The sequence below is a fragment of the Marivita hallyeonensis genome (genome assembly GCF_900129875.1).
In the GTDB taxonomy this organism is placed as follows: domain Bacteria; phylum Pseudomonadota; class Alphaproteobacteria; order Rhodobacterales; family Rhodobacteraceae; genus Marivita; species Marivita hallyeonensis.
This window is the reverse complement of record NZ_FQXC01000004.1, coordinates 603,025-629,979: the sequence shown is the minus strand read 5'-3', so window position 1 is coordinate 629,979 and position 26,955 is coordinate 603,025. Positions and strand designations below refer to the sequence as shown.

Annotated in this window: 23 protein-coding genes; 6 read left to right on the top strand and 17 right to left on the bottom strand. The window is 60.4% G+C overall.

What is annotated here, in order from left to right; all coding sequences use genetic code 11:
• Positions 1–39: 39 nt before the first annotated feature.
• Entirely contained in the window at positions 40–825 is a 786-nt protein-coding gene (locus tag BUA42_RS15955; protein WP_072779266.1) for a quinoprotein dehydrogenase-associated SoxYZ-like carrier, read from the top strand.
• Entirely contained in the window at positions 825–1,766 is a 942-nt protein-coding gene (locus tag BUA42_RS15950; RefSeq protein ID WP_072779265.1) for a quinoprotein relay system zinc metallohydrolase 1, read from the top strand. The genes BUA42_RS15955 and BUA42_RS15950 overlap by 1 nt, the downstream gene beginning before the upstream one ends.
• On the opposite strand, the gene BUA42_RS15945 is transcribed toward BUA42_RS15950, so the two are convergent.
• The 6 genes from BUA42_RS15945 to dctP form a co-directional block, all read right to left on the bottom strand.
• Complete coding sequence (locus tag BUA42_RS15945) at positions 1,763–2,458, bottom strand: PQQ-dependent catabolism-associated CXXCW motif protein (protein WP_245819034.1); 696 nt, start codon at positions 2,456–2,458, stop codon at positions 1,763–1,765. The genes BUA42_RS15950 and BUA42_RS15945 overlap by 4 nt on opposite strands.
• Before the next feature lie 75 nt (positions 2,459–2,533).
• Positions 2,534–4,057, bottom strand: coding sequence for a malonate--CoA ligase (locus tag BUA42_RS15940; protein WP_072779264.1), 1,524 nt, complete (start codon positions 4,055–4,057; stop codon positions 2,534–2,536).
• A 10-nt stretch (positions 4,058–4,067) separates the two neighbouring features.
• On the bottom strand, positions 4,068–5,315 hold the full coding sequence (locus BUA42_RS15935; RefSeq protein WP_072779263.1) for a malonyl-CoA decarboxylase: 1,248 nt from the start codon (positions 5,313–5,315) through the stop codon (positions 4,068–4,070).
• Complete coding sequence (locus tag BUA42_RS15930; RefSeq protein ID WP_072779262.1) at positions 5,312–6,628, bottom strand: TRAP transporter large permease; 1,317 nt, start codon at positions 6,626–6,628, stop codon at positions 5,312–5,314. The genes BUA42_RS15935 and BUA42_RS15930 overlap by 4 nt, the downstream gene beginning before the upstream one ends.
• Positions 6,628–7,179 (bottom strand): TRAP transporter small permease, encoded by a 552-nt coding sequence (locus BUA42_RS15925; protein WP_072779261.1) that lies wholly within the window; start codon positions 7,177–7,179, stop codon positions 6,628–6,630. The genes BUA42_RS15930 and BUA42_RS15925 overlap by 1 nt, the downstream gene beginning before the upstream one ends.
• 74 nt (positions 7,180–7,253) lie before the next feature.
• Complete coding sequence (gene dctP / locus BUA42_RS15920) at positions 7,254–8,234, bottom strand: TRAP transporter substrate-binding protein DctP (protein WP_072779260.1); 981 nt, start codon at positions 8,232–8,234, stop codon at positions 7,254–7,256.
• 139 nt (positions 8,235–8,373) lie between these two features.
• On the opposite strand from dctP, the gene BUA42_RS15915 reads away from it, so the two are divergent.
• The 3 genes from BUA42_RS15915 to nagA all read left to right on the top strand — a co-directional run bounded on the left by BUA42_RS15915 (position 8,374) and on the right by nagA (position 11,141).
• On the top strand, positions 8,374–9,024 hold the full coding sequence (locus BUA42_RS15915; protein WP_072779259.1) for a GntR family transcriptional regulator: 651 nt from the start codon (positions 8,374–8,376) through the stop codon (positions 9,022–9,024).
• Between the two features lie 78 nt (positions 9,025–9,102).
• Positions 9,103–9,984, top strand: coding sequence for a glucosamine kinase nucleotide-binding domain-containing protein (locus BUA42_RS15910; RefSeq protein WP_072779374.1), 882 nt, complete (start codon positions 9,103–9,105; stop codon positions 9,982–9,984).
• A gap of 2 nt (positions 9,985–9,986) precedes the next feature.
• A complete protein-coding gene (nagA, locus tag BUA42_RS15905) occupies positions 9,987–11,141 on the top strand; it encodes an N-acetylglucosamine-6-phosphate deacetylase (protein ID WP_245819033.1) in 1,155 nt (384 codons plus the stop codon).
• A gap of 23 nt (positions 11,142–11,164) precedes the next feature.
• Here the strand turns inward: nagA and BUA42_RS15900 are convergent, their stop codons facing one another.
• The 10 genes from BUA42_RS15900 to BUA42_RS15855 form a co-directional block, all read right to left on the bottom strand.
• Positions 11,165–12,664 carry a mannitol dehydrogenase family protein gene (locus tag BUA42_RS15900; protein WP_425435037.1) on the bottom strand — a complete coding sequence of 500 codons (1,500 nt, stop codon included), beginning with the start codon at positions 12,662–12,664 and terminating at the stop codon, positions 11,165–11,167.
• Positions 12,664–13,437, bottom strand: a complete 774-nt coding sequence (locus tag BUA42_RS15895) for an L-iditol 2-dehydrogenase (RefSeq protein WP_072779258.1) — start codon at positions 13,435–13,437, stop codon at positions 12,664–12,666. The genes BUA42_RS15900 and BUA42_RS15895 overlap by 1 nt, the downstream gene beginning before the upstream one ends.
• The gene (locus BUA42_RS15890) at positions 13,434–14,438 is read right to left on the bottom strand and encodes an ABC transporter ATP-binding protein (RefSeq protein ID WP_072779257.1); all 1,005 of its coding nucleotides are present in this window, start codon (positions 14,436–14,438) and stop codon (positions 13,434–13,436) included. The genes BUA42_RS15895 and BUA42_RS15890 overlap by 4 nt, the downstream gene beginning before the upstream one ends.
• Positions 14,439–14,463: 25 nt before the next feature.
• A complete protein-coding gene (locus BUA42_RS15885) occupies positions 14,464–15,294 on the bottom strand; it encodes a carbohydrate ABC transporter permease (RefSeq protein WP_072779256.1) in 831 nt (276 codons plus the stop codon).
• Positions 15,295–15,307: 13 nt separating this feature from the next.
• Complete coding sequence (locus tag BUA42_RS15880) at positions 15,308–16,174, bottom strand: carbohydrate ABC transporter permease (protein WP_072779255.1); 867 nt, start codon at positions 16,172–16,174, stop codon at positions 15,308–15,310.
• Positions 16,175–16,277: 103 nt separating this feature from the next.
• Positions 16,278–17,582 (bottom strand): ABC transporter substrate-binding protein, encoded by a 1,305-nt coding sequence (locus BUA42_RS15875; RefSeq protein WP_072779254.1) that lies wholly within the window; start codon positions 17,580–17,582, stop codon positions 16,278–16,280.
• A gap of 91 nt (positions 17,583–17,673) precedes the next feature.
• Positions 17,674–18,705: a LacI family DNA-binding transcriptional regulator gene (locus tag BUA42_RS15870; RefSeq protein ID WP_072779253.1), complete on the bottom strand. Its 1,032-nt coding sequence runs from the start codon at positions 18,703–18,705 to the stop codon at positions 17,674–17,676.
• Between the two features lie 178 nt (positions 18,706–18,883).
• Positions 18,884–20,320 (bottom strand): xylulokinase, encoded by a 1,437-nt coding sequence (gene xylB / locus BUA42_RS15865; protein WP_072779252.1) that lies wholly within the window; start codon positions 20,318–20,320, stop codon positions 18,884–18,886.
• Between the two features lie 45 nt (positions 20,321–20,365).
• Positions 20,366–22,003, bottom strand: a complete 1,638-nt coding sequence (locus BUA42_RS15860) for a sulfatase-like hydrolase/transferase (RefSeq protein WP_178346917.1) — start codon at positions 22,001–22,003, stop codon at positions 20,366–20,368.
• A complete protein-coding gene (locus BUA42_RS15855; protein ID WP_072779370.1) occupies positions 22,000–23,556 on the bottom strand; it encodes a trimethylamine methyltransferase family protein in 1,557 nt (518 codons plus the stop codon). The genes BUA42_RS15860 and BUA42_RS15855 overlap by 4 nt, the downstream gene beginning before the upstream one ends.
• Positions 23,557–23,707: 151 nt before the next feature.
• On the opposite strand from BUA42_RS15855, the gene BUA42_RS15850 reads away from it, so the two are divergent.
• The gene (locus tag BUA42_RS15850; RefSeq protein ID WP_072779369.1) at positions 23,708–26,143 is read left to right on the top strand and encodes a GcvT family protein; all 2,436 of its coding nucleotides are present in this window, start codon (positions 23,708–23,710) and stop codon (positions 26,141–26,143) included.
• Here BUA42_RS15850 and BUA42_RS15845 read toward each other — a convergent pair whose 3' ends face one another.
• A complete protein-coding gene (locus tag BUA42_RS15845) occupies positions 26,144–26,938 on the bottom strand; it encodes a PaaX family transcriptional regulator C-terminal domain-containing protein (RefSeq protein WP_072779251.1) in 795 nt (264 codons plus the stop codon).
• Positions 26,939–26,955 lie beyond the last annotated feature (17 nt).

Here is a 26,955-nt window from a genome sequence, read left to right as displayed (position 1 = left end):
GGTCTTGTACGTCTTGGGGGAAGATCGGGAGGTGCATGCATGTTCAGAAAAACCGTTGTCGGGCTGTCTTGTGCGCTTTGGGCGCAGGGCGCGTTTGCGCTGGATGATCCGAAGACCAAGCTGGACGATCCGATGAAATCGGGCATGTGGGATTATCACCAGGTCGAATTGCTGGGCGATCCCGAGGTGATCCGGTTCGATGAGAGGGTGATCGTGCGCGGCCCGGTGTCGGCCGAAGACAGTCTGAACGTACCGCTTCTCGTGGATGCCACCGGCATCGACAATGTGAAACGCATTGTGATCAGCGCCGACTACGGGCCGATCCCGCACATCCTGACCTATTACCCGGAACAGGCGGAGGCCAAGCTTGGTCTGCGGTTCAAGATCGATCAGGGCACGGCGATCCGTGCAAGTGTTGAGACGAATGACGGCCAGTGGTTCGTTGGGTCCACCTATATCGACGCAGCGGGCGGCGGTTGCACGGCCCCTGCGCATGCGTATGCCAGCGATGACTGGGAAGAGAAGCTGGGCGAGATTCACGGACGGCTTTGGGCGGCGAGCGGCCGGGCCCGGGTGATTGTCGATCACCCGATGGACACCGGTCTTGCCGGCAATATCCCGGTCTTCATTATTCAGAACCTCGCCTTCGAGAGCGACTCCGGTGACCTCCTGGCGCGGTTGGAGCTGTTTGAACCGGTCAACGAAGACCCGGCCTTTTCGCTCTATTTCGAGCCGGGGACGCTGACGGGTCCGTTGCACGTCAAAGGTCGGGACAACAACGGCAATCGGATCAGGGGTTTGCTCGCCGAGGGCGACACGCACTGATGTTCACCCGTCGTCACGCGTTGGGTATCCTAGGGGCAGGGATCATTGCGCCGCGCGCCTACGCGCAGGCGCGTCACGTTTACGACCTGACACCGATTCAGATCGCAGATGGCATGTGGATGATCGAAGGGTCCACCGACTATTTCTCGATGCAGAATGGTGGGGCGATTGTGAATATCGTCCTGATCGAAGGTGACTCTGGTTTGATCCTGATCGATAGCGGACCGTCGTTGCGTTATGGTGAGGCGCTGGCCAGTGTCGCCCGTAGACTCGATCTGCGTGGCGTATCGGCCGTCATCAACACCCATCACCACCCGGACCATTTCTTCGGCAATCAGGTGTTTGCCGACAAGCCGATCCTTTCCCTGGGTGAGACCTTGTCTGCCGCCGTCTCGGACGGGGATGCGTTTGCCGACAACATGTACCGGCTTCTGGGCGACTGGATGCGCGGGACCGAGGTAGTGCCACCCACACAGGTGATCAGCAGCGGCGAGGTCACCATAGACGGGCGGTCCTTCACAGCACTGCCCTTGGGCGGTCACACGGTCGCGGACCTTGCTGTGCTGGATCGGCAAACCGGGACACTGATCGCCGGAGACCTTGTCTTCTACGATCGCGCGCCCACGACGCCGAGCGCGGATCTTGAGATTTGGCAGGCGTCGCTGAATGAGCTTGAGGCGATTAATGCGGCGCAGCTTGTTCCTGGGCACGGCCCGGTCGACAAGACGCGCGCGGCGATCCCGCAAACACGTGCGTATTTGTCCTGGCTGGAGCACACGCTGCGCAATGCGGCGCGGGAGGGCTTGGACATGATCGAGGTGATGGACACAACGCTGCCTGCGGAGTTCGCAGGAATGGGCGCGCAGCCGCAGGAATTCCACAGGTCCGTGTCGCACCTTTTCCCCGGTATTGAACTGCAGGAATTGCCGCGCGGTAACTAGTCTGTTTGGACGGGGATGGGCGCGACTGGAAAGAGCGGGGCACCGATGTCCTGCCAGCCATCTGTGCCGAGCCGAAACCAGTAGACCTGTGAATACCCCGCAGCCGCAATACGCTGCGCCGCGTTCCAGCTCATCCAGCAATCGGCGATGCAAAAGATCACAATAGGCTGCGCAAGGTTTCCGTTGGTCAATGCCGCCAGATTGTCGAAAAGATAAGCCTGCATCACCGGCGTGAGTGTCCCCCGACCGGTCTCTGGCAACCAGACCGCGCCGGGAAGGCTCAGCCTTGGCTCCGAGACAAGCCACGTTCCATCAAGCTCATCAAAGCGGGATTGCGCGGCGCCGAAGACGTCGATGGCCAAAGCGCCCTGATCGAGAAGGGCACGCGCGTCTTCCGGTCCGATCAGTTGCGCCGGAGGTGGAATGTCATCCGGTGTCGCTGCGCGCTGCCGCGCGATGCGGTATCCGGTCTCGGGATCGAAAAGCTCCGGGCGCTTTGTCTGATGCTCGCTGTACGGCGCTGCACTCGGGGGTGTCGGCAGGATGACGAGCATCAACAGTAGCGCTGCGAACAGCTTTGACGTGGAGTGGAAAGATGCGGCCACAAAGCGCAAAGCAGCGGTGTGGGGTCCGCGACGTCCGCGATCCGGGATACTAGTCGAGTTCGACCTGTATGTCTGTTTTGCGCTCATCGTGTCGTCGGAGCGTAAAGGGATTCCCACGATGACTCCAGCAACGGACAGGCGCATCACTGTTCAGGTGAGACATCAACCCTCGGCGGGCGCAAACGTATCTGAGTATTGATCGCGCAGGATGTTTTTCTGGACTTTGCCCATTGTATTGCGCGGAAGTTCGTCGATCACGATCATCTTCCGGGGCTGCTTGAACCTGGCCAGCGTCGCACTTGCGGCCTCGGCGATGGCTTCGAGGTTGGGCGTGGCACCCGGCTCGGGGACAAGGATCGCCAGGACCGTCTCGCCAAAATCGGCATGCGGCACGCCGATCACAGCGCTTTCGAGGATACCGGGCTGTTCGTCGAGTACCAGTTCGATTTCCTTGGGGTAGATGTTGTAGCCGCCTGAGATGATCAGGTCCTTGTTCCGCCCTACGATATGGACGTAGCCGTCCTCATCGACCTTGCCCAGATCGCCGGTGATGAAGAAGCCGTCCCTGCGCAGTTCGGCGGCGGTTTTTTCCGGCATCTGCCAGTAGCCCTTGAACACGTTCGGTCCGCGCACCTCGATCTGGCCGACCTCACCGTCCGGGATGGTCTTGCCGGTTTCCGGATCGGTGATCTTGAGTTCCACGCCGGGCAGGGGGAAACCCACGGTGCCCGCACGGCGGTCGCCGTCATAGGGGTTGGACGTGGACATGTTGGTTTCCGTCATGCCGTACCGTTCGAGGATGCGATGGCCGGTGCGCTTTTCGAACTGGATGTGGGTCTCGGCCAGAAGCGGTGCGCTACCGGACACAAAGAGGCGCATATGGGCCACCAGATCGCGGTCGAACCGGTCATCGCCCAGCAGGCGAGTGTAGAAGGTCGGTACGCCCATCATCGTGGTCGCCTCGCCCATGCGGTCGATCATGATGTCGATGTCGAATGCTGGTAGGAAGATCATCGACCCGCCGACCGCCAGGATGACGTTTGTCGCCACGAAAAGCCCGTGCGTGTGGAAGATCGGCAGCGCATGGAGAAGCACGTCATCTTCGGTGAAGCGCCAGTAATCGACGAGTACAAGCGCGTTCGACAACAGGTTGTCCTGCGTGAGCATCGCGCCTTTGGAGCGACCCGTCGTGCCCGACGTATAGAGGAACGCCGCGAGGTCGTCCTTGTTGCGTGCAACGGTGTCGAATTTGGTTGGTTTATCTCTGGCGGCATCGGTCAGTGTACCGGTGCCGTCGGCATTGAGCGTGTTCAGCGTCGCGCCAAGCCGCTTGGCAATCGGCGAAAGCTGCGCTTCCTTGGCGGCGTCGCAGACCACCATGGAGGCTCCGCTGTTTTCGATGAAATAGGTCAGCTCATCCGCCGTATACGCCGTGTTGAGCGGCAGAAACACGATCCCGGCCTGCACACAGGCCGCATAGAGCGCCAGTGCTTCGGGGGATTTCTGCACCTGGGCGGCAAGACGGTCGCCGGGGCGCAGGCCGTGGTCATTCAGAACATGGGCGATCTGTGCGGTTTTCTGCAGATATGCGTCGTAGGTCCAGTGGGTCCCGTCCTTGAGCAACAGGAACGGTTTGGTGCTGCCTGCATGAATTCCAAAGAGCGTGTCGTAGAGGGGATTGGACATGCCGGTACTCCTAGGCGTTGGCTTTTTCCACGGAGGATTTGAGCGATCGGATTTCGGACGATGCAGCGATCTCGTGCGACGCCGCGAAACGTTCATGGTTCTGCGACACGCGCGCGAGATCGTAAAGGTAGTTCACCATAACCCCGGCAGACTGTTGCATGCCCTTTTCGGACAGGTCCGCACCTGCGTGCACCCGGTGGACCTCGGCCCCGTTGCCCAGATGGAACCGTGCGACAGGATCAAGTGGGTGTCCGTCGGGGCGGCGTGCTTCGGTCAGGTAATGCGCTGCCAGCGCCCTCAGGCGGTCGCCGTCTGCCATCAGCGCATCATGCCCTTCGGCCTCCATCCAGCGGCGGAAGCCCGGGATCGGCGACAGCGTGACAAAGGTTTTCAGGTTGGGCAATTCGGCGGACAAATCGGCGGCCACCTGTTTGATGAGCGAATTGCCGAACGAAATGCTGGCGAGACCGGCCTGACAGTTCGAGATCGAGTAGAACACTGCGGTATCTCCGTCCTCTGCCGCCAGCACTTCGCGTTTCGCAGAGAGCAGCGCCTGCACCGAGCCCGGGATGCCGTTGGTCAGCGCCACTTCGACGAAGATCAGCGGCTCGTCTGGCATCGCCGGGTGGAAGAACGCAAAGCAGCGGCGATCCGACGGTTGCAGCCGCCCGCGGAGGTCGTCCCAGCTGTCGATGGCGTGAACGGCCTCGTATGCGATGATTTTTTCGAGGACATGCGCCGGGCTTTCCCAGTTGATCGGCATCAGCACAAGAAAGCCCCGATTGAACCAGCTGGCGAAAAGATGTCGGAAATCCAGATCAAGTGCTTCGAGCGCGGCTACGCCCTTGCCCAGCCGCAAAAGGTCTGACCGCATCGCGACCAGCGCTTTGGTGGCCCCGGGAACCTGGTTGAGGCGCCGGATCAGTTCCTGACGGGGTGGTTCCGATGCGGTCATGAACGCGCGATAGCTGGCCTTGGTCTGTCCTTGCTCGTAGGCGTCAAGCGCTTGTCGGACCGAGCTGGGCGAGATCGTCATGTCCTCGGCCAAGTGGTGAAAAAAGGCCAGTTTCTCTGTCTCATCGCTGACGCTGTAGCGATCAAGGATCGCGCGGGCGACATTCATGCCCGACACCTCGCCGCTGGTGCCCATCAATTCCATCGTCAGATCGGTGAACGGACGCTTCGCCAAGTCTCCGTTGCGGCCTGAGCGGTAGCGCCGCTCGAACACATTGGCGAGAAGGTCCGCAAGCAAGGTCACAGAGCCGGTCCCATTACAGCGTTGGGCAGCCAAGTAGCGATGCCGGGGAAAAAACAGAGCAGGATGATCGCGACGACCATGCACGCCACATACGGCAAGGAGCCCTGAAGGATGGTTTTCAATTTGATGTCCGGCGCGATGCCGTTGATGACATAGAGGTTCAAGCCGACGGGTGGTGAGATCAGTCCGATTTCCATGTTGATCGTCAGGATGACGGCGAACCAGATTGGGTCGAACCCGGCGCTCGTGATGATTGGAAGCAGGATCGGCGCAGCCATCAGGATCACCGCGACCGGCGGAAGGAAGAAGCCTGCGATAAGGAGGAAGATGTTCACGGCGAACATCAGAACCCAGGGGTTCACGTCCAGCGTGCCGATCCAGGCAGCGATGGACTGGGTTATAAAGAGGCTCGACAGCATGAAACTGAACACACCCGCCGCGCCGATGATAAAGAGGATCATCACCGATTCCTTGGTGCTGTCGCGCAGGACAACCCAGAGGTCTTTCACGTTCCACAGCTTGTAGATGATCATCGCAATCACGACGCACAGAAGAGCGCCCACAGCTGCGGTTTCGGACGGGGTCGCGACGCCGCCATACATTGCGTAGAGCACGCCGATGATGATCAGGATGAAGGGCGCGACGCGGGGCAGGATCTCGAATTTCTCTTTCCAGGTGTAAGTCACATTCCGAAGGACCGCCGTATTGCCGGATTTCCAAGTGGAATAGAGCGACCATGCCATGAAGAGGCCGACCAGCATGAGACCGGGCAGAACGCCTGCAAGAAACAGACGGCCGATCGAGGTCTCGGTCGCGATACCGTAAACGATCATCGTCACGGACGGTGGGATGAGGATGCCAAGCGTGCCGCCCGCTGCGATAGATCCGGCAGCGACCGCATCGGGATAACCGCGCTTGCGCATCTCGGGGATGCCCATCTTGCCAATGGCGGCGCAAGTGGCCGGGCTGGACCCGGACATCGCGGAGAACAGGGCACAGGCCCCGAGATTGGAGACAACCAAGCCACCTGGAACGCGCGTCAACCAGCGCTCCAGCGCTTCGTAAAGGTCCGCGCCCGCACGGGTCGAGGCGATGGCGGCCCCCATGATAATGAACATGGGGATCGACAGAAGCGCGAAATTGTTGAGCTTGCCGAACATCACCTCGGGCATGAGTTCTAGCGACCGGAACCCGTCGAAGATGACAAGGAACCCGCCCGATACGATCACAAGTCCAACGGCAACCGACACGCCGGAGAACAGAACAAGGATGGTTGCGATGGCGACAAACGCGCCGAGCAGAAGCGGATCCATCAGCTCACCTCCCCGATGCCGAAGGGTTTATCGACACCGATCGCCACGGCCACCGTGTCGGCAATCAGCTGCAGGATGAACAGAGCGAAGCCGATGGGCAGGGCAAGGTACGGGATCCACAGGCGGACACCCCAGACGGTGTCACTGCGCCAGTTTCGTTCCCACGCAATGTGCCAGTATTCGAACGCGTAAAAACCCATGATTCCCATCACGAGGATCGACAGGCTCATGGTGACGTAGAATAGCAGCTTCCGCGCCTTGAGCGGTAGGGCCAGCGGAATGAGATCCACGTTCACGTGCCCTCGCAGCCTTTGAACATAGGGCAGCCCGAGCATGGTCGCGGCGATCATCATGTAGACCACGGCCTCGGTCTGCCAGATCGTTGACTGGTTCAGAACGAAGCGCACGAAGATCATCTGACAGGTGATGAAAACAGATGCCACGATCAGCGCTGCGGCGGTCCAGCCGGACAGAAGCGACAAAAACGCGACCGTTTTCAGAAACCAGTTGTCGCCGGTGCGCGCGGCATGCGCATTGGATTGGACTGCCATGAGACCTCCCGTCGCGTGAATGAGTGTCGTCGATGCCGGGATCGGGCGGCAATTTTACCGCCCGACCGCGCAGATCATTCGACGGAGAGTGCCAGATCGAGCAGTTCCTGCCCTTCCGGATAGTCCGCCACGAACGCCGCGTAGGACGTCTCTTGCGCAAGCGCGCGCCAGGCTTCGAAGTTTTCAGGGCTCATTTCGGCAATCTCGACGCCCGCTTCACGGAAGACATCAACCGAAGCCGCGTCCTCTTTCTTGGCTTCTTCGAGGTAGAAGGCTTCGGCTTCGGCAGCGGCGGCCATCAGGGCCTCTTGCTGCTCTGCGGTCAGGCCATCAAAGGTGGATTTGTTCATCAGGAGCGGCTGGTACATGAACCACAGCGCGGTGTCACCAGCAGGCGTGTAGCAGCTGACCTGTTCGTAGATGCGGTACGAGACGAAAGACGACGACGACGTGTTCGCCGCGTCAAGAACGCCCGTCTGCATCGCGTTGTAGATCTCGGACGAGGCCATCGAGGTGATCGACGCGCCAGCACCTGCGAGCATCTGTTCGAATGCGCGACCGGCAGCGCGTGTCTGCTTGCCCTCGATGTCTTCGGGCGCGGTGATGCACTCGTCGACACCCGCAAAACCACCGGCGAGGTAGCCGTGCACGAGGACCATGACGTCATCCTCGGCCATGATCTCTTCCAGCCGCTCCATGAACGGCGAATTGTTCAGTCGCGCCGCATGATCGTGGTTCTTCACCAGACCGGGCATCAGGGTCAGGTTGTAGGCCGGTTGCTGACCACCCGCGTAGCTGAGCGGCAGAACGGTCATGTCCAACTGACCACGGCTGAGCGGATTGTACTGCTCGCGCGGGGCAAAGAGCGACCGGGATGGGTAAATGGTGATCTCGAGACCGACATCGGCCTCTGCCACACCGTCGGCGACCATCTGCGCGACCTGGTGGCGGATATCTTGCGTCGACCACTGGTGCGATAAACGCAGGTCCGCTGCAGATGCGCTTCCTGCCAAAAGTGCCAACCCAACAGCCGTTGAAATCAAGGTCTTTTTCATTGGTGTCCTCCCAAGTGCAAAGCCCGATTCGACGTCGGGCAGGGCTCTTGGATTGCATAGCGTGTGTGCTTTATCAAGTTTCTTGTATACAAGAATGAAAAGATTGAATGCGAAAAGGGAGCGTGCTACGGGCTTTGTCATGACACGCGCAGACACCATTGCACAGGAACTGGAGCGGATGATCTTCGACGGCACCTTCGCCGACGGAGAGCGTCTGGACGAGGTGCAGTTGGCCGAGAAGTTCGCGGTGTCACGCACACCTGTTCGTGAAGCGATTCAACGGCTTGCGCTGTCGGGCCTGGCAGAACAGATCCCGCGTCGCGGGGTGTTTGTCCGCCAGCCGGGACCGGTAGAACTGATCGAGATGTTCGAGGTGATGGCCGAGCTTGAAGCGGTTTGCGCCCGTCTGGCCGCCACTCGTATCAGCGACGCGGCACTGGCCGAATTGCACGCCACAAATGAACGCTGCAACGCGGCGGTGTCCGCACAGGACGCGGACGGCTACTACCACGAGAACGAAAAATTCCACGCGATCCTGTATCGGCAGTCCGGGAATTCGTTCTTGGAACAGGAATGCTCGCGTCTTCACAAACGCCTGCAACCCTTCCGCCGCATGCAATTGCGTCTGCGAGGCCGGTTGAAGCAATCCATGGGCGAACACGAAGCAATCGTGGCGGCGCTTGAGGAAGGTGATGGGGAGAAGGCGGCGTCCGCCATTCGGTCCCATGTGGCCGTGCAGGGCGAGAAATTCCATCACCTGATGGCGTCGCTCAAGCATGCCGCAGAGTGATATCGGCGCTTTGGCGTTGCTTGGAGATTGCCCCCGTTCCGCATTGTGCTGCCTCGCCCGACCCGTCATTTTGCGACCATGAGGTCAAAGCGGTATCTTATCGGAGTGGACGGCGGCGGCAGTGGGTGTCGCGTCGCCCTAGCTGCGCCTGACGGGCGCATTGTGGCGCAGGCGACTGGCGGGCCTGCGAATTTCACGACTGATCCGGACGGTGCAATCGCAAATGCTCTGCACGCGATCGAGGAGGTTGCTGCAGCCGCCGGACTTGACGCCGAGGGACTCGAAGCGTGCATTGCGCATCTTGGCTTGGCCGGGGTGATGGATCAGGCGGATGAACGGGCCGTGGCTGATGCGATGCCCTTTCGGAACATGGCGGTTTCGGATGACCGCGCCACCATGGTGGCCGGTGCCTTGGGGGATCGTGATGGTGTGCTGTTGGCGCTGGGCACCGGGACCATCATCGCTGCGCAAAGGCGGGGGCAGGTCCGGTATCTTGGCGGGTGGGGCCCTGTATTGGCGGATCAAGCGTCAGGCGGATGGCTTGGACGCCGTGCGTTGCAGATTGCGATGCAAACTGAGGATGGCCTTCTGCCGAACACGGGCTTCACGGCCACCGTCATGGGCCATTTCGAGGGGGACCCGATCGCTGTCGTCAAATTCGCCGCCTCGGCGCAGCCAAAAGAGTTTGCAGCCTTCGCACCCGTGGTTTTCGACTGCGCCGGGGCTGGCGATGAGCAGGCCAAGGCCTTGATCGAAGAGGGGGTCGCCTATTTGGAAGCCTGCCTAGACGCTGTGCAATTTGATGAGACTTGTGTGCTCTGCCTCGCTGGCGGCGTTGGCCCGCGATATGCGCCCTACCTGGAAAAGCGATACAAGGCGCGTATCGTCTCTGCGCTGGGCACGGCGCTGGATGGTGCCCTGAGTTTGGCGCGAAAGCTTCGGGACAGCGAGGGCGGCTGATCATGAACGGCTTGGATATGAACGGTAATCAGGACAAACGCGCACTTGTTGGAGCGGATGTTTTTGACGGTCAAACCCTAAGGTCAAACTGTGCGCTGCTGTTGGATGCCGGCCTTTTGAAAGGTGTTATGGCAGAGGGCGACATCCCGGATGGATATCACCTTCAGCAATTTGGTGGCGGCACGCTCTTGCCCGGGTTTGTCGATTTGCAGGTCAACGGGGGAGGTGGTGTTCTGTTCAACGAAGCGCCAACGGTCGACGGTTTGAGAACCATTGCGAAGGCCCATCGCGGGACCGGAACGGGTGCTGTGTTGCCAACCCTGATCACCGACACGAAAGATTGCATGCGCGCAGCGGTGGACGCGGTCGGTGAGGCCTTCCGCCAAGGCGTACCGGGCGTCATCGGCATTCACTTCGAGGGCCCGCATCTGGCGGTCGTTAAGAAAGGGGCGCACGATCCGAACCTGATCCGCCCGATGGACGAGGAGGACGAAGCCTTCTTCCTGAATGCGGCGAAAGCGCTCCCCAATGTGATGGTGACCGTCGCCCCGGAAAACGTGCGCACCGATCAGATAACCCGTCTTGCCGAGGGCGGGGTGATTGTCTCGCTCGGCCATACAGATTGCAGTTTCGCCGACGCGCAAGCGGCCTTTGCGGCAGGCGCGCGCTGTGTCACGCACCTGTTCAACGCAATGAGCCAATTAGGTAGCCGGGAACCCGGTCTCGTCGGGGCGGCGCTGGCCACAGACGGTGTCATGTCCGGCCTGATCGCGGACGGCATTCATGTGCATCCGGCAACCATGCGGATCGCGCTTGCGGCGCAGCGGCCCGGATCGGTGTTTTTGGTGACTGACGCTATGCCGACGGTTGGATCGGATATCCAGCGGTTCACATTGAACGGGCGTACGGTTGCGCGTCGCGACGGACGGCTGACGCTGGAAGATGGCACATTGGCGGGGGCCGACCTTGATTTCCCCAAGGCGCTACGCGTGCTCTGCAACGAGGTCGGTATCGACAAGGCGGAAGCGCTCGCCATGGCGACATCCGGTCCGGCATCCGTTTTGCGAACCCCGAGGCATGTCGGACGGTTCGTGCTGGATCAGCCTGCAAACGTGATCCACCTTGGCGAAGACTTTGCTTACCTCGGTTCGGTTTGAACGGATTCTTCGGACGTCTTCGGTTAATTGGATTGCGACAGATACGCCCGCAGGGCCGCTTCGGTCCCGTCTGACCAGATCTTCTTGAGCCATGCCTCGAACCGCGACGCGAAGTCGGGCTGGGACGCCAGATCTCCGTAGAGCTTCGTCTGCTCCAGCCACGCCATCGGCCGCGATTTGGCGGCGTTCGCAGCCTCCTGAAGGGACGGCCAGAGCGGGTCGTTCGGCTCGATCCGGGTTCCGTCTTCGCGGGTCCCGGCGCACATGCGCGCCCACAACGCTTCGGTCAGTGCAAGTCCATCGACGCTCCCGCCCGCTTTCAACGCATCCCTGAGAATGGGAAGCAAGAACCCGGTATGCCGCGAGGAGCCGTCGAATGCGACACGGCGGGTGGTGTCACGAATCTTGGGGTTCGAAAACCGCAGGATGATCAGTGCGAGATAGGCGTCGGGGGCCATGCCCGGCACCGGGTCGACGTAAGGCACGACCTCTTCTGATTGCACCTTGCGGAAAAACGCGGCGATATCGCGATGCTCCATGCAGGCGGCGATGGTCGGAACGTTGAGCAGTTCACCTGCATTGGCGAGGATTTGGTGACCTGCATTCAGGATTCGGATTTTCATCGCCTCGTAGGCATGAACGTCCTGTGTGAGAGTGGCGCCGACAGCTTCCCAGGGCGGACGCCCGTTGCAGAAGTTGTCTTCGATCACCCATTGACGAAAGTTTTCATGTGTGACCGGCACGACGTCGGCGATGCCGATGGCGCGTGCGGTTCTAAGTTCGGCTTCGCCGGTTGCAGGCACGATGCAATCGACCATGGAGTCGGGGAAGGTCGCGTTTCTCTCGATCCAGTCGGCAAGCTCCGGATCAATCGCCCGTGCAAGGCCCAGAACGGTCTGGCGCAAGACCGCACCATTGCCCTGAAGGTTGTCGCAGCATTGCCCGGTGAACGCCGGGTGCCCCAAGTCACGTCGGTTCCTATACGCTGCCACCATTGCCCCAAACGCGGTACGCGGGGTGTCCGGACGGTCGATGTCGTGGCGTATGTCCGGGTGATCCAGATCCAACCCACCCTTCGCATCAAGGTAGTAGCCACCCTCAGTCACGGTCATAGACACGATGCGGATCGCTGGGTCGCACATGGCAGCGATCAGTGGTCCATTGCCCTCTTCTACAGCCACGAAGTCGATCATCGATCCAATGACCTCGGCCGAGGTGCCGGACGGGTCGAGTTCGATCAGTGTCGTCAAACAATTCTGAGCGAGGAGTTTTTCGCGCATTGCCGCATCACCGGCACGGACACCAGCGCCAATGATGGCCCAGTCGTGCGCTTTGCCCTGCTGCATGAGGCGGTGGAGATACCACGCCTGATGTGCGCGGTGGAAATTGCCGAGGCCGATATGCACGATGCCCGGCGTCAGTTTGGATCGGTCGTAGGTCGGTCGCGCAACATCGTCGGGCAAAGCATCAAGTGTCGCGTTGGACAGTTTGGTTGGCGTTGTGATCTCGGACATCGTGTTCATCAATTCATCCAGTTTCCACCGTCCACATTGTAGGTCTGCGCGACGATGTACTCGGCGTCGTCAGACGCCAGAAAGACGGCCATGCCGGTCAAATCCTCGGCGGTTCCCATCCTCCCGAAAGGCACAGCCGCACCCACTTCGGCCTTTTTCTGGCCCGGGGACTTGTTCTCGTATTTCGCAAAGAAGGTATCGACGCCATCCCAATGCTCGCCATCGACCACGCCGGGCGAGATCGCGTTGACGTTGATGCCATGCTCGATCAGGTTCAGACCTGCCGATTGTGTCAGCGAGATGATCGCCGCTTTGGTGGCACAATAGACCGCCACCAAAGGCTCCCCGCGGCGACCGGCCTGGCTGGCCATGTTGATGATCCTGCCCTTGATACCCTTGTCGATCATGTGCCGCGCCACCGCCTGCAATGTGAACAGGGTGCCGGACACGTTGATGTCGAAGACGCGCTGATAGTCCTCGCGTGTGATGTCAACGATCGGAGCCGCGGTGAAGATCGCGGCGTTGTTGATCAGAATGTCGATCTGCCCGAAATGCGCGATGGTCTGCGCGACGCCCGCCTCGATGCTGGCCTGATCGGTGACGTCGAGATGGACTGCAAGGGCGTTCTCGCCCAGTTCCGCCGCCGTTGTTGCCGCGCGACTGTCGTCGATGTCGGCAATGGCAACGCGCGCACCCTCTTGAATGTAAGCCTCGGCAAAGGCGCGCCCGATGCCGCGGGCGGCACCCGTGATCAGCGCGGTCTTTCCGTCGAGCCGTTTCATTCGATCCGCAAGCCCTGCTGGTCGAAGCGATGCAGGTTTTCGAGGCGCGGTGTGAGGTAGACCTCTGTGCCGTATTTCAGGTCACGCTCGCCGCTGGCGCGCACGGTCAGCGGTTCGGATGACGCGTCACACAACACGTGGAAAAACGTGTCGGACCCAAGATGTTCGGACACCCCGATCGTGCCTTTCCATGTGCCGTCGGTTTCCGAGATGTCGATATGCTCGGGCCGAATGCCAATCGTGGTGGCGTCGTGCTTCGTGGCCTCGCTGCCTGTGATCAGGTTCATTTTCGGTGAGCCGATAAAGCCCGCGACAAATGTGTTTCGCGGACGCTGGTAGAGTTCCAGCGGACTGCCCACCTGTTCGATCACGCCTGCATGCAGCACGACGATCTTGTCGGCCATGGTCATTGCTTCGACCTGATCGTGGGTCACGTATATCATGGTCGTCGCAAGGCGCTTGTGCAGTTCGCTGATCTCAAGCCGCATGCCGACACGCAAGGCGGCGTCGAGATTGGAGAGCGGTTCGTCGAACAGGAACGCGGCCGGTTCGCGGACGATCGCGCGCCCGATGGCGACACGTTGGCGCTGGCCGCCCGACAACTGTCCGGGGCGACGGTCAAGATAATCTGTCAGGTTCAGAACAGAGGCTGCGCCGTTCACCCGCTTGTCGATCTCGGCCTGGTCAAGCTTGGCCATGCGGAGCGGAAAGGCGATGTTCTTGCGCACCGTCATATGCGGGTAAAGCGCGTAGGATTGGAACACCATGGCGAGGCCGCGCTTGGCGGGCGGCACGTTTGTCGCGTCAGCGCCATCGATGTCGATCGACCCACTGCTGATATCCTCAAGCCCGGCGATCAGACGCAGAAGCGTGGACTTGCCGCAGCCCGACGGGCCGACGAAGACGGTGAACTCGCCATCCTCGATGGTCAGGTCCAGTGGCGGGATGACCTGCACGTCGCCGAAGGACTTGGTGACCTGTTTGAGTTGAATGCGTCCCATACGTCAGGTTCCCTCCTGTCAGGTCCTATTTCACCGCGCCGAACGTCAGGCCGCGGACGAGTTGTTTCTGGCTGAACCAGCCAAGGATGAGGATCGGCGCGATGGCCATGGTCGAGGCCGCGCTGAGTTTCGCGAAGAAGAGGCCTTCGGGGCTGGAATAGCTGGCGATGAAGGCGGTCAGGGGTGCGGCATCCACGGCTGTCAGGTTAAGCGTCCAGAACGCTTCGTTCCAGGCGAGGATGAAGTTCAGCAGGATTGTCGACGCAATGCCCGGGATCGCCATCGGCGTGAGCACATACAGCAACTCTTCCCGCAAAGACGCGCCATCCATCCGCGCCGCCTCGAGGATCTCGCCGGGGATTTCACGGAAATAGGTGTACAGCATCCAGACGATGATCGGCAGGTTGATGAGCATCATGACAATCACCAACCCGATGCGACTGTCGAGCAGTCCAAGCTGAATGAACAGCAGGTAGATCGGGTAGAGCACGCCCACGGCGGGCAGCATCTTCGTCGACAGCATCCAGAGCAGGATGTCTTTGGTGCGCTTCGATGGGACGAACGCCATCGACCACGCCGCTGGGACGGCAATGATGATGCCCAGGATGGTGGAGCCACCCGCGATGATGACCGAATTCCACAAGAAGCGCATGTAGTTGGAGCGCTCCTGCACAATGGAATAGTTCTCCAGCGTCCAGTCGAAGCCAATAAAGATCGGTGGGTTCGCGATCGCCTGCGCCTCGGTCTTGAAGGAGGTCAGGATCGTCCAGAGGATCGGGAAGAAGATCAGCAGACCGATCGCCCAGGCGAGGGTGGTGTTGATCGCTTTGCGTTGTGTCGTGACTGCGCGTGCCATGGTCAGATCCTCCTCACGCGTCCAGGTTCTTGCCGACGATGCGCATCAGGAAGATCGCAACGATATTGGCGAGAATGATGGCGTAGACACCGCCCGCCGATCCAAGGCCGACGTTCTGGCTTTCGAGCACGCGCTGGAAGATCAGGTAGGTCAGTGTCCGTGTTCCGAAGGCACCGCCTGTGGTGACGAAGATCTCGGCGAAGATCGACAAGAGGAAGATCGTCTGGATCAGGATCACGATCGTGATCGCGCGACCCAGGTGCGGAAGAATGATGTTGGTAAACCGGGCAAGCGCGGGGGCGCCATCCATTTCGGCTGCCTCAAGCTGTTCGCTGTCCAGCGACTGGATCGCGGTGAGAAGGATCAGTGTCGCAAAGGGCAACCATTGCCAGGATACGATCATAATGATCGAACTGAGTGACGCATCGGACAGCCAGGACACAGGTTCGGCCCCAAAGAAGCGCCACAGATGGGCGAACAGCCCATTCACCGGGTCCATGAACATGTTCTTCCAAACCAGCGCGGACACGGTCGGCATGACGAAGAACGGCGCAATCACAAGGATGCGCACAACGCCCTGACCCCACATCGGCTGGTCGAGAAGCATCGCCAGAAGGATGCCCAAAACGACGGTGATCAAAAGAACCCCGCCGACGATCACGAGCGTCGTCTGTACAGCGGGCCAGAAGGCGCTTGACGAGACGAACCGGACGTAGTTGTCAAACCCCGCCCAACCCAGATCGCCACCGCGCAGGGGTAGGTAATTCTTGAAGGAAAAGTAGAGGGTCATCGTCAGCGGCACCAGCATCCAGCCCAGAAGCAGGACCACGGCGGGAGCCATCATCAGTCGCGCTGCGGATCGGGAATGTTGTGTAGCCATGACGCAAGACCTCTCTGTTCAGGCTCTCTGCAGCCTGCGAGAAAACGGCGGTTTTGAATAGTTGACTGGGGTGGGCAGAGACTGCCCACCCGAAAAGCGCGGATTAGTACCCTGCCGCTTCCATCACTTCGGTCGCGATGTCCTGCGCTTTGGCAAGCGCTTCGTCGATGGACTGCTGACCGGCATACGCCGCCGAGAACTCCTGGCTCACTTCGGTCGCCATACCCGCAAATTCCGGGATCGCGACGAACTGAATGCCGACGTAAGGCACCGGATCCACGGTCGGATCGGTCGGGTCGGCCGCATTGATGGAGTCGAGCGTCATCGCTGCAAACGGCACTTCCTGATACTCGGCTGTCTCATAAAGAGATGTGCGTGCACCCGGTGGGACGTTCGCCCAACCTTCGTTGGCGGCAACCAGCTCGATATACTCTTTCGAGGTGGCCCATTCGATGAACTGCTTGGCTGACGCTTCTTTCTGCGTGCCCGCGGGGATCGCAAGTGCCCAGGCCCAGAGCCAGTTCGCGCGCTTCTCGACGCCGTCCTTGTTCGGGGCAAGCGCGAAGCCGACGCTATCGGCGACGGTCGAGTCGTTCGGGTTGGTCACGAAGGACGCCGCAACTGTTGCGTCGATCCACATGCCGCATTTGCCTTGCTGGAAGAGCGACAGGTTTTCGTTGAAGCCGTTGGTGGCGTAGCCTTCCGGGCCGTAGTCGTTCATAAGATTGACGTAGAACTCCAGCGCCTCTTTCCACTGTGGCTGGTCGAACTGGGGTGTCCAGTTTTCGTCGAACCAGCGTGCGCCGAAGGAGTTGCCGGTAACGGTGATGAATGCACCGCCTTCGCCCCAGCCTGCCTTGCCGCGCAGGCAGATGCCGTTGATGTCTTCTGCCGGGTTGTCCATCGCAGCCGCTGCTTCACGGATGAATTCCCATGTCGGAGCTTCCGGCATCTCAAGGCCAGCCGCTTCCATCAGGTCGGTGCGGTACATGACCATCGAGCTTTCGCCATAGAAGGGCGCTGCATAAAGCGTGCCTTCGTGGCTCAGGCCGTTGCGCATCGCGGGCAGAATGTCATCGACGTCATATTCCGCCGACAGATCATTCAGCGGCACAAGCCAGCCGTTGGCACCCCAGATCGGGGTTTCGTACATACCGATTGTCATGATGTCGAACTGACCACCCTTGGTGGTGATGTCCGTTGTAACACGCTGACGAAGAACGTTTTCTTCCAGCGTCACCCACTCCACTTCGATGCCGGTCTGCTCGGTGAACGTGTCGGTATAACCCTGCATACGGATCATGTCGCCATTGTTCACGGTCGCAATGGTGATGGTTTCTGCCTGTGCGGCAGCGACCGTAGCAAGCGACAAAGCCGTCGCTCCCAAAAGTGCGCTCCTGAGGTGCATCCGAATCCTCCCTGATTAATGGATTACCTACGGGAAACTAACACCACTTGGTTTACTCGCGTCAACATAAAATTTACTCGCGTAAAGAAACCTAAGCCGAGTCCCGCATAATCAGTCGTGCCGGGAAGACAGTCTCGGTTCGGTTTCTCAGGTGGCCGCCGCTTTCGATCACCTGGAACAGCGTCTCAACCGCCTGATCGGATACGGCAAAGTAGTCATGCGCTGCCGTGGTGAGCGACGGGCAGGTGAACTTGGAGAACGGATGATCGTCATGCGAGGCGACGCGCAGCTGGCAGTCCTGCGTACGACCGACCTTGACGCCCATCTCGTAGCAGGCAGACAAGAAACCGATCGCGAGGCGGTCGTTGCTGCACAGAACGGTGTCGGTCGGCAGAGCGTTTCCCGAAAGCAGCTTGAGCGCACCCTGGCGGCCGATCTCTTCGAACGCCCACCCGGTGCCATCGATCTGGATCACATGCGGCTCAAGCCCAAGGCGTTCGGCCATCGACAGGTAGGCAAGGCGTCGTTTGTTTGCATTCGGGTTGGCGGGCGTCTTCATTTCGAAGAAACACGGATTTTCGCCGGTCCGGCTCAGATATTCGACAGTTTGCGACACAAAACTGTAATTGTCGGAGCCAATGAACGCTTCGCCCATGCCTTCGATATTGCTGTCAAACAGCACCGTCGGAACATTCTTGCAGAAGGTCTCGATCGCCGATTTGTCGGACTGCCGACCCAGCGGGGCAAGCAGGACACCCGCTGGTTTGATCGACCGAAGGCTGTCGAGAATGTCATTCTCGAACGCCTGCTCACCGTGCGAGCTGAAGAGAGAGGGAGTGAAGCCCGCTTCGATACAACGCCGTTCGATCACGCGCACGATCTCGGCGAAGAACGGGTCGGCGAGGTATGGTACCACAATGCCGATATTCTTCGTCAGCTTGCGGTTCTGGTTCATCGCGTAGATGTTTGGGCGGTAATCGTACTTCTCGAGCGCAGCCTCGATCCGCGCGCGTGTCGAAGGGCGCACGCTGGCCGGGTCGTGGAAGTATTTCGATACGGTCGGGCGGGATATCCCGCTGATCGCTGCGAATTCTTCCATGTTTTTGATTTTCGACTCGGACATAACTTTACTCTTGATCGGCGCGTAACGTGTGAGTTTTCATGTTTACATTTTCTTATCGCGCGCAAAAAATCAATTAATCACCGGAAAATTCTCTTCATCGGAAGCCAAATCAATGAAGGACGGTGCAATTTCCACCACTGCGGCGCAGGGTTGCGCGCGATTTGAGCGGTATCGGCTCTCAGGCCAAAGGCTGAAGCGCCCGGTACAACGCACGGTAACGTGCCAACCGCGTGGTGGTCAGATCACTGCGCTCCGGATCAAACCAATCCGAAATGGCAGGCGTGGCTCCGAGATCGGACAAAGCCAACGCCCCGGTCCCGCAGGCTGCAAGTCTTGCGGCACCCAAAGCTGGCCCCGCGTCTGATCCCGCCGCGCGCCCGATGCGCTTTCCAGTGGCATTGGCAATCAGCTGCAGAAGGAACGGGGATTTGCTGCCGCCGCCGATGGCAGCCAGGTGGGGCAGATCATTGATCGTGTCACCAAAACTCTCTGCAGCGTCTGCGAAAGTGAACGAGATCGCTTCGACAACAGCGCGACACAGCCCGGCCCTGTCAGTTGCGTCTTCCAGTCCAAAAAATCCCGCCCGAATGTTCGGGTCGCCATGCGGGCTGCGCTCACCGGTGAGGTAGGGCAGGAAGATCGGCGCGCGGGCCGGGTCAGCGGTTTCCGCCAGCGCAACAACCTCTGCCTCTGCAATACCGAGTTGATCGGCAAGCCATGCAATCGGACGTGCACCATTGAGCATGGCAGCCATCTGGTACCAGCGGTCGGGTACGGTATGCGCAAAGGCGTGCACGAATTTCGCGGGGTTCGGGCTATAGGCATCCCCTGCAACGAACAACTGGCCCGAGGTGCCGAGTGAGATGAACCCGCGTCCCGCCTCGGTGGCCCCGAGCGAGACTGCGCCAGTCGCCGCGTCGCCGCCGCCCGCAACAACCGGGATGCCGCGTGGAATACCGGTTTCGTTAGCGGCTGTCTCGGTGACGGTACCCACAACCTCGTGCCCGTCGAACAATTGCGGCAGCCAAGCCGTATCGGTTGCGGATTCCGATGCTACGATAGCACTCCAGTCGCGCGCGGCCTGATCCAGCCAAAGCGTCCCTGCGGCGTCCGACCGATCCGTCGCCAATGACCCGTGCAGACGAAGGCCGACATAGTCTTTTGGCAAAAGGACATGCGCGATCTGGGCATGAACGTCCGGTTCATGGTCCCTGACCCACATCAGTTTCGGCGCTGTAAATCCCGGAAGTGGGAGCACGCCTGCAATCTCACCGATCCCGGGTAAAGACGCCCGCAACTGCGCACAGGCCGCGGTTGAGCGGCTGTCATTCCATAGAATTGCCGGGCGCAAGACGGTGTGGTCCTTGTCCAACAGTACCGCGCCGTGCATTTGCCCGGAGAGGCCGACCGCCGTGATCTCACTCAACGATGCTAGTGTGTTCAGCTCATGCAACGCAGATTTCGTCGCGTTCCACCAGGTCGATGGGTCTTGTTCCGACCATCCGGGGTGGGGTGATTGCGACGTCAACGGCGCAGTGGCGGAGGCGACCAAGGTTACGCCATCGGTGACGATGGCCTTGACCGAAGATGTGCCGATATCGATGCCAAGAAACATGGCCAAGGGATATGTGAGGCCATATTGATGCGCAAGACTGCCGCGTTAGTTCGGACGCTTGGGACTGGGACCCCGGTACCTCGCACGCAAATCGGGGGCGATCTCATCCTCGTCGTAGACGCCAAGCAACACACCGGTGCGTGCGCCAATTTTGCGCTTGGCATGGATCTCGGCGTCCGAGATCGTGACGCGTTGGGCTGGACGACGTGCCCAGGTGTGCAGGTGATCGTAGAGCATGGCCCGCGTGTCTTCGTAGTCCGGGTCGCCGCCGAGATCGAAAAGCTCATTCGGATCGTTTTTCAGATCGAAGAGCATCGGTCGAAAGCCACCTTCGCAATGCACCAGTTTCCAATCCTGCGTCGCCACCATGAAGAGCCGCGCCTCTTTTGGCGGGACGTTCAGGGCGGTGCCGACAGGGTGGCTGGAATAATCATATTCGCTGATTGCGAAATTGCGCGGGTTGGGATGTGGGGTGCCGGTGAGGTAAGGCTGCAGTGAGCGACCTTCGACAATGTGGTCGGGTACGTCGCCGCCCGCGGCCTCGATGAACGTCGCCGTCACATCAATCGCTTCAACCAGCGCTTCGCAAGTGGTGCCACGAGTGGCGTCGGCGGATGAACGTGGGTCGTGAACAATCAGCGGCACCTTCACCGAAGGGGCGTGGAACAGGTCTTTTTCTCCCATCCAATGGTCGCCAAGATAATCGCCGTGATCCGAGGTCAGCACGATCATCGTGTCATTCATTCGACCCGTCGTTTCGAGGTAGTCGAACAACCGACCCATCTGATCGTCACATTGCTTGATAAGACCCATATAGGCGGGGATGACCTTTTCGCGGACATGATCCTGCGCAAAGCTTTTGCCGACGCGGCCTTGCGTGAAGGCACGGTAAATCGGATGCGGGTCGACCACTTCGCGTTTGGACCGGATCACGGGCTGAATATCGTCCACGTCGTACATGTCATGATAGGGCGCGGGGACGATGTAGGGCCAATGCGGTTTGATGTAACTGACATGCGCGCACCATGGCGATTTCGCCTGTTCAATGAAGGCGATGGCCTGTGAGGTGAGCCAAGGTGTTTCGCTGTCTGGTTCATCCACATTGGCGGCCTTGTCCGCGTTCTTCATGAACCAGCCGCTGGCGATTTCGCCATTCTCGACACCTGCGTTTGCATGGTCTGCCCAAGGATTGCCGCCTGCGTAGCCTTTCGATTTCAGATATTCATTATACGGGCTGCGCTTCTGGTCATACGGTCCGTCTGGTCCTTCGGCCCAAAGACCGTCGTCCCTGCACCACACGTCGAACCCGCAGTCCGCCTGCCGCGCGCCAATCACGCTGTCCGGTGACAGACCAAGCCGCTCCATCCCCTTCGCGTCAGCCTTCATGTGTGTTTTGCCGATCAGCCAGCAGTCCATGCCCGCGTCGCGCAAATGGTCGCCGAGGGTCATCTCACCGACACGCAAGGGATAGTTGTTCCATGCCGCTCCGTGGCTGCTGACATAGCGCCCGGTATAGGCGCTCATCCGCGCGGCACCGCAGACGGGTGATTGAGTATAGGCGTTGGTGAACCGCACACCTTGAGAGGCGAGACGGTCGATGTGGGGCGTGTGCAATGTCTTGTGACCGGCGCAGCTCAGGTAGTCGAAGCGCAACTGGTCGAACATGATGTAGAGAATGTTCACAAAGCCTCTCCTGCCGTGGCTTTCCGGGTCGGGAGTATATTGAAACGGCTCCGAATGTGCTGATCCTGATCCGTGCTCAGGTAGCACGGATGATGCGTGTCCAGAATGCGTTTCGCAACAATCCTGGCCCGCGCCCACGCATCCTGCGCGCCGTCGTCTTCCCACGTCCGCGGCTGTTCGCGGTTGGCGAGTTTCGGGTAGTGATAGTCCCGCTCCATGGCGTCATATGTCTGGTCTGATCCAAGGAAATGCCCGTCCCCGAGGATGGCGCTGGAAATCGCGTCAAAGTCCAGATTGTCCTCTGACACCTCGATCCCGCGCAAGGCGCGATAGGTCATGGCGTGCATCTCGTCGTCCAGAATGAATGCCTCGAAACTCGCGCCAAGCAGAGCGGCGGTCATGCCGGAGCTTTCGTAGATCAGGTTCCCACCGGCCAGCGCGGCGGCGAGGCTGGTTACGCCCTTTTCAACACCGTACTGCGCATCGATGGCTTTCGCGTCTGTCATCGAACAGGCGACCCCGGACGGCAGGCCAAGCCAGTTCGACAATTGTGCGGAAGCCGCGTTCAGAAGCGCGGTTTCACCTCCGCCCCCGGCAAAGGCGCCGCTGCGCAGGTCGATCACCAGCGGCCAGTTGGAGAACACCATCGGAAATCCGGGCGAGAGCACATTGACCATCACGAGGCTCGCCATCGTTTCTGCCAGTGATTGGGCGAGGAACCCGGCAAGGGTCGCCGGTGCCGTCGCACCGGCCTGTGCGGCAGTGATGCAGGACATCGGGATGTTGTGTTCGATACACTTGTAGACCACGTCGACAGCGTCTTCGCCAAACCGCATCGGAGAGATGACCGGGCTGATATGTGCCTTGACGAAAGGTCGTTTCGCAAATGCGCCGTCTCCGCCCGCGGCGATGTCGAACATCTGCACAATCGGGTCGACGTGGTCCGCCAGCGTAAAGGCAGTGGCCACCGGTTTGGTCGTGTTCCGCAAAAGAGCGTAGGCCGTGTTCACGTCAAGGTCGAACATGTCCGGCACGTCGGTCGCGATGCAACACCGGGTGAACCATGACACGTTCGTCAGCGTGTCCTGAAGCCGTGCGAAGTCATGCAGGTCCTGCAACGTGGAGGGTCGGTAGCGTCCTGTCTTCAGATCAAGCGTGTTCAGCGCTGCGCCGCCAGTTCCGAAATAGACCGCGTCACCGCCCACCTCGATGGATTGGTTGGGGTCGCGGCCATGCAGGATGAATCGCTTCGCCGCCTTTGCGATCGAGTCCTCGACCATGGCCGATGGAAGTCCCAGACGCCCGCTGCCGAGGTCGGTTGCACCTGCAGCCGTAAGGTCCGCCCAAAGCCGGTGGGGCACCTCGCCCATGCCCAAGTCGGCCAGGAGTTTGAGCGCAGTTGCGTAAATGTGGCCCATATCGGTGTCGGACAAAGGACGGTAAACGCCCCCGCTTTGACCGGGTGGAGCCGGGTTCACCTTGGGAGGTGCCGCACGCTGTGCAAGGCGCGATTTCCGGCCGGACCGGCGGAGGTTTCGGGAGGAATCCGTCATAACCGGACTGGACACCGCGGCGTGCACAGGCGCAACTGATTTCGTGGTGCGGGCTGAACCGGAACGGTTGATGGCAACACGCGCAGGCATGGCGATCCAAACGACCGGAAGCGGGACTGCATCGGCCGGGACGGACAAGGGGATGGGCAAGATGAAATCTCAGACGCGCGTGGTCGTCATCGGTGGCGGAATTGCGGGATGCTCGACGCTTTACCACCTTACGCAGGAAGGCTGGACGGATGTCGTTCTTGTCGAACGGAACGAATTGACCTCCGGCACCACCTGGCACTCTGCCGCGCAGGTCACGAATTTCGGCATGAACCAGACGATGGTCGGTCTGAAGTCTCATTCGATCGAGCTCTACCGAGAGCTTGCCAGCGATCCGGACTATCCGATCAACTACCACCACGGCGATGGCGGCATCCGGCTCGCGAACACCGAGGCGCAGATGGACGGGTATCGTCACTTCGCCTCAATGGCACGTGGGATGGGCGTCGAGTTCGAAGTCATCGATGCGGAGGAATGCGCCCGCCGCCATCCGCTCATCTCGACCGATAACCTGATCGGCGGTTTGTGGGATGGTCAGGATGGCGACATTGACCCGGCGCAGCTGTGTCAGGCGTTGGCGCGTCGCGCCCGTGCCGCCGGGGCGGAAGTCTATCGAAACACACCCGTGATCGGCTTGACCCAGCACCGGGACCACAGCTGGACCGTGCACACAGAACACGGCGATATCACCTGCGAGATCGTCGTGAATGCGTGCGGTTACCGCGTCAACGAACTGGGCGCCATGATGGGTGTGCATCACCCCGTGATGTCGATGGAACACCAGTATCTTGTCACGGAAGAGATCCCCGCAATCCGCGAGGCCGGTCATCGCATGCCGCTCTTGCGCTGCCCGATAAGCGATTACTACTGCCGTCAGGAGAAGTACGGACTTCTTGTCGGGTTCTACGAGCAGAATTGCAAAACCTGGGGCATGGACGGGATCGACCCGCATTTCGTCAATGCGCTCTGCCCAGATGACCTGGATCGTACCACGGACGTGCTAGAAGGCGCATTCGCACGGATGCCGGCCTTGATGGATGTCGGGATCCATACGGTCGTCAATGGCCCGATCACCTACACCATCGACGGTGCGCCGTTGGTTGGACCGATCCCGGGCAAGCGAAACGCGTTTTGCATCATCGGCTTGCGCGCCGGGCTGGGCGAGGGCGGAGGGCACGGGTGGTTGCTTGCCCAACAGATTGTGCACGGGGAAGCATGCTACGACACCTGGTGTCTCGATCCGCGGCGGTTTGCGGGTCACGCCAATGTAGAACTGACAGCGCTCAAGGCAATCGAGGACTATCAGAACGAATTCCGGTTCCATTTTCCGAACGAACATCGCCCGGCAGGTCGCATGGCAAAGACAACCCCGTTGACCCCTGTTCTTGCGGCCGAGGGGGCGGCGTTCACTGTGGTGAACGGCTGGGAGCGCGCGGAGTATTTTAAGCCCGCACCGGATTTCGATGTCACGCATTCCTTCCGCTTTGACGAAAGCTTCGACCTTGTCGCGCAAGAGATCAAAGCCGTGCAGTCGGCTGTCGGTCTGTGCGAGGTCAACGGCTTCAACAGGTTCGAGATCACGGGATCGGATGCGGAAGCTTTTCTTGACAGGATGATCTGCGGCCGCCTGCCGCGCAGGTTTGGACGCGTGGGACTGGCCTATCTGCTGAACCATCACGGCATGCTGAAATCCGAGGCGACCATCGCGCGGTTGCCCGCCACTGACCTTGGACCCGAGAGGTTCTGGTACGGGTCTGCCGCAGCGTCAGAGCTGCACGACATGGACTGGCTGACGCAGCACCTTGGCAGCGACGAGGATGTGCAGATCAGATCTCTGACGAATGATCAGACGATCCTCGTGCTCGCCGGTCCGAAATCGCGCGATGTGATCTCGGCTGTCAGCCGCGCAGATTGGTCCGCCGCGGCGTTTCCGTGGCTTTCGGTCCGCGAGTGCTTCATCGGCATTGCCCCCGCAACGGTCATGGCCGTCAGCTTCTCGGGCGAATTGGCCTACGAGATCCACGTGCCGAACGCATCGCTCTACGCCGCATATCTGGCACTGCGGGAGGCTGGTGAAGCGCATGACTTGCGGCTCTTCGGGGCCTTGGCAGTCGAGTCGATGCGGCTTGAGAAGGGCTTTCTTCATTGGAAGGCGGACGTACTTACCGAGTTTGATCCGTTTGAAACCGGGCTGAACCGCTTCGTCCACATGGGCAAACCTCAGTTCATCGGGAAGGCCGCGTTGGAAACCCGCGCGGCGCAAGGTCCGTCGAAGCGGCTCGTCACGTTAGAGGTGGGGTCCAAAGCCGCTCCGGCGCATGGCGGAGCGTCGGTCATGCTGGGCGATGCCTTTGTCGGCACGGTGACCTCTGGTGGGTGGGGCCATCGGGTTCAGAAGAACATCGCCTATGGATTTGTGTCTCCGGACTACGCGGACAGTGGCACAGAACTGCACATCGATCTTTTGGGCGACCGGGTGCCTGCGACCGTCGTGACGTCGCCGCTTTATGACCCCGAGATGAACCTCGTAAGAACCTGATCAGGTATCGCCAAGGTGGTCTTCAAGATCGCTCAGGTTCGGGGCGGGAAGAGCCGTCAAGAGATCATGGAGCAAGCCACGGCACGCAGGACCGCGCCAACCTTCCGAGAACAGGTGATCCGGGAAATCCGGAACCCGCAGGATCAACCTTCGCCATTCATGAACAACGCTCACCCGCAGCGCGGTGCGTTGCAAGACTGTCAGCGCCGCCAACTCGTGCGTATCGACGAGCGAACGAAACCGTGTTTCCAGAGCGGCGGATGCAGTCTGCACCTCCGTTGGGCAAAGCTTTTCGGCCACCCAGTTCGGAACGCGATCCGAAGGGGTCATCGTCAGAACCAGATCCGTGTCGGCCCGCGCAGTGTCCAAGGTCACGACGCAATGCGGCCCGATACGCACGGTTGTGTGGCCAAGGCCCTTGTCTTCGGCCACCATGGCCGTGGATGGGTCATCAAGGGCAACAACTGGATATGTGTCCGGCGACCCGGTCGCGTAGACGCGCGGCCGGGCTGCTTGCGTTTCCGACCGTCCAAGGTTGGTCAGACCGTACCGCGATTGCCGACCGACGCGCTGGCTCTCGATCCAGCCTTCCTTCCGCAAGCGATGCAAGGCGACGCGCGTGGCCTCTGGCTTGATCCCGATGGCCGCGGTCAGCGCGTTCACGCATGCGCCGCTCAACCGCGCGTCAGGGGCCAAAGCCAGATCGCCGAACATCGTGACCAAGAGCGACCAAACACGCGGCGGTGTCTGGCCCAGAAGGCGATGTATCAGGTGATCGAAATCGGCAGACTTCATAGTCCACCGTTACGCGC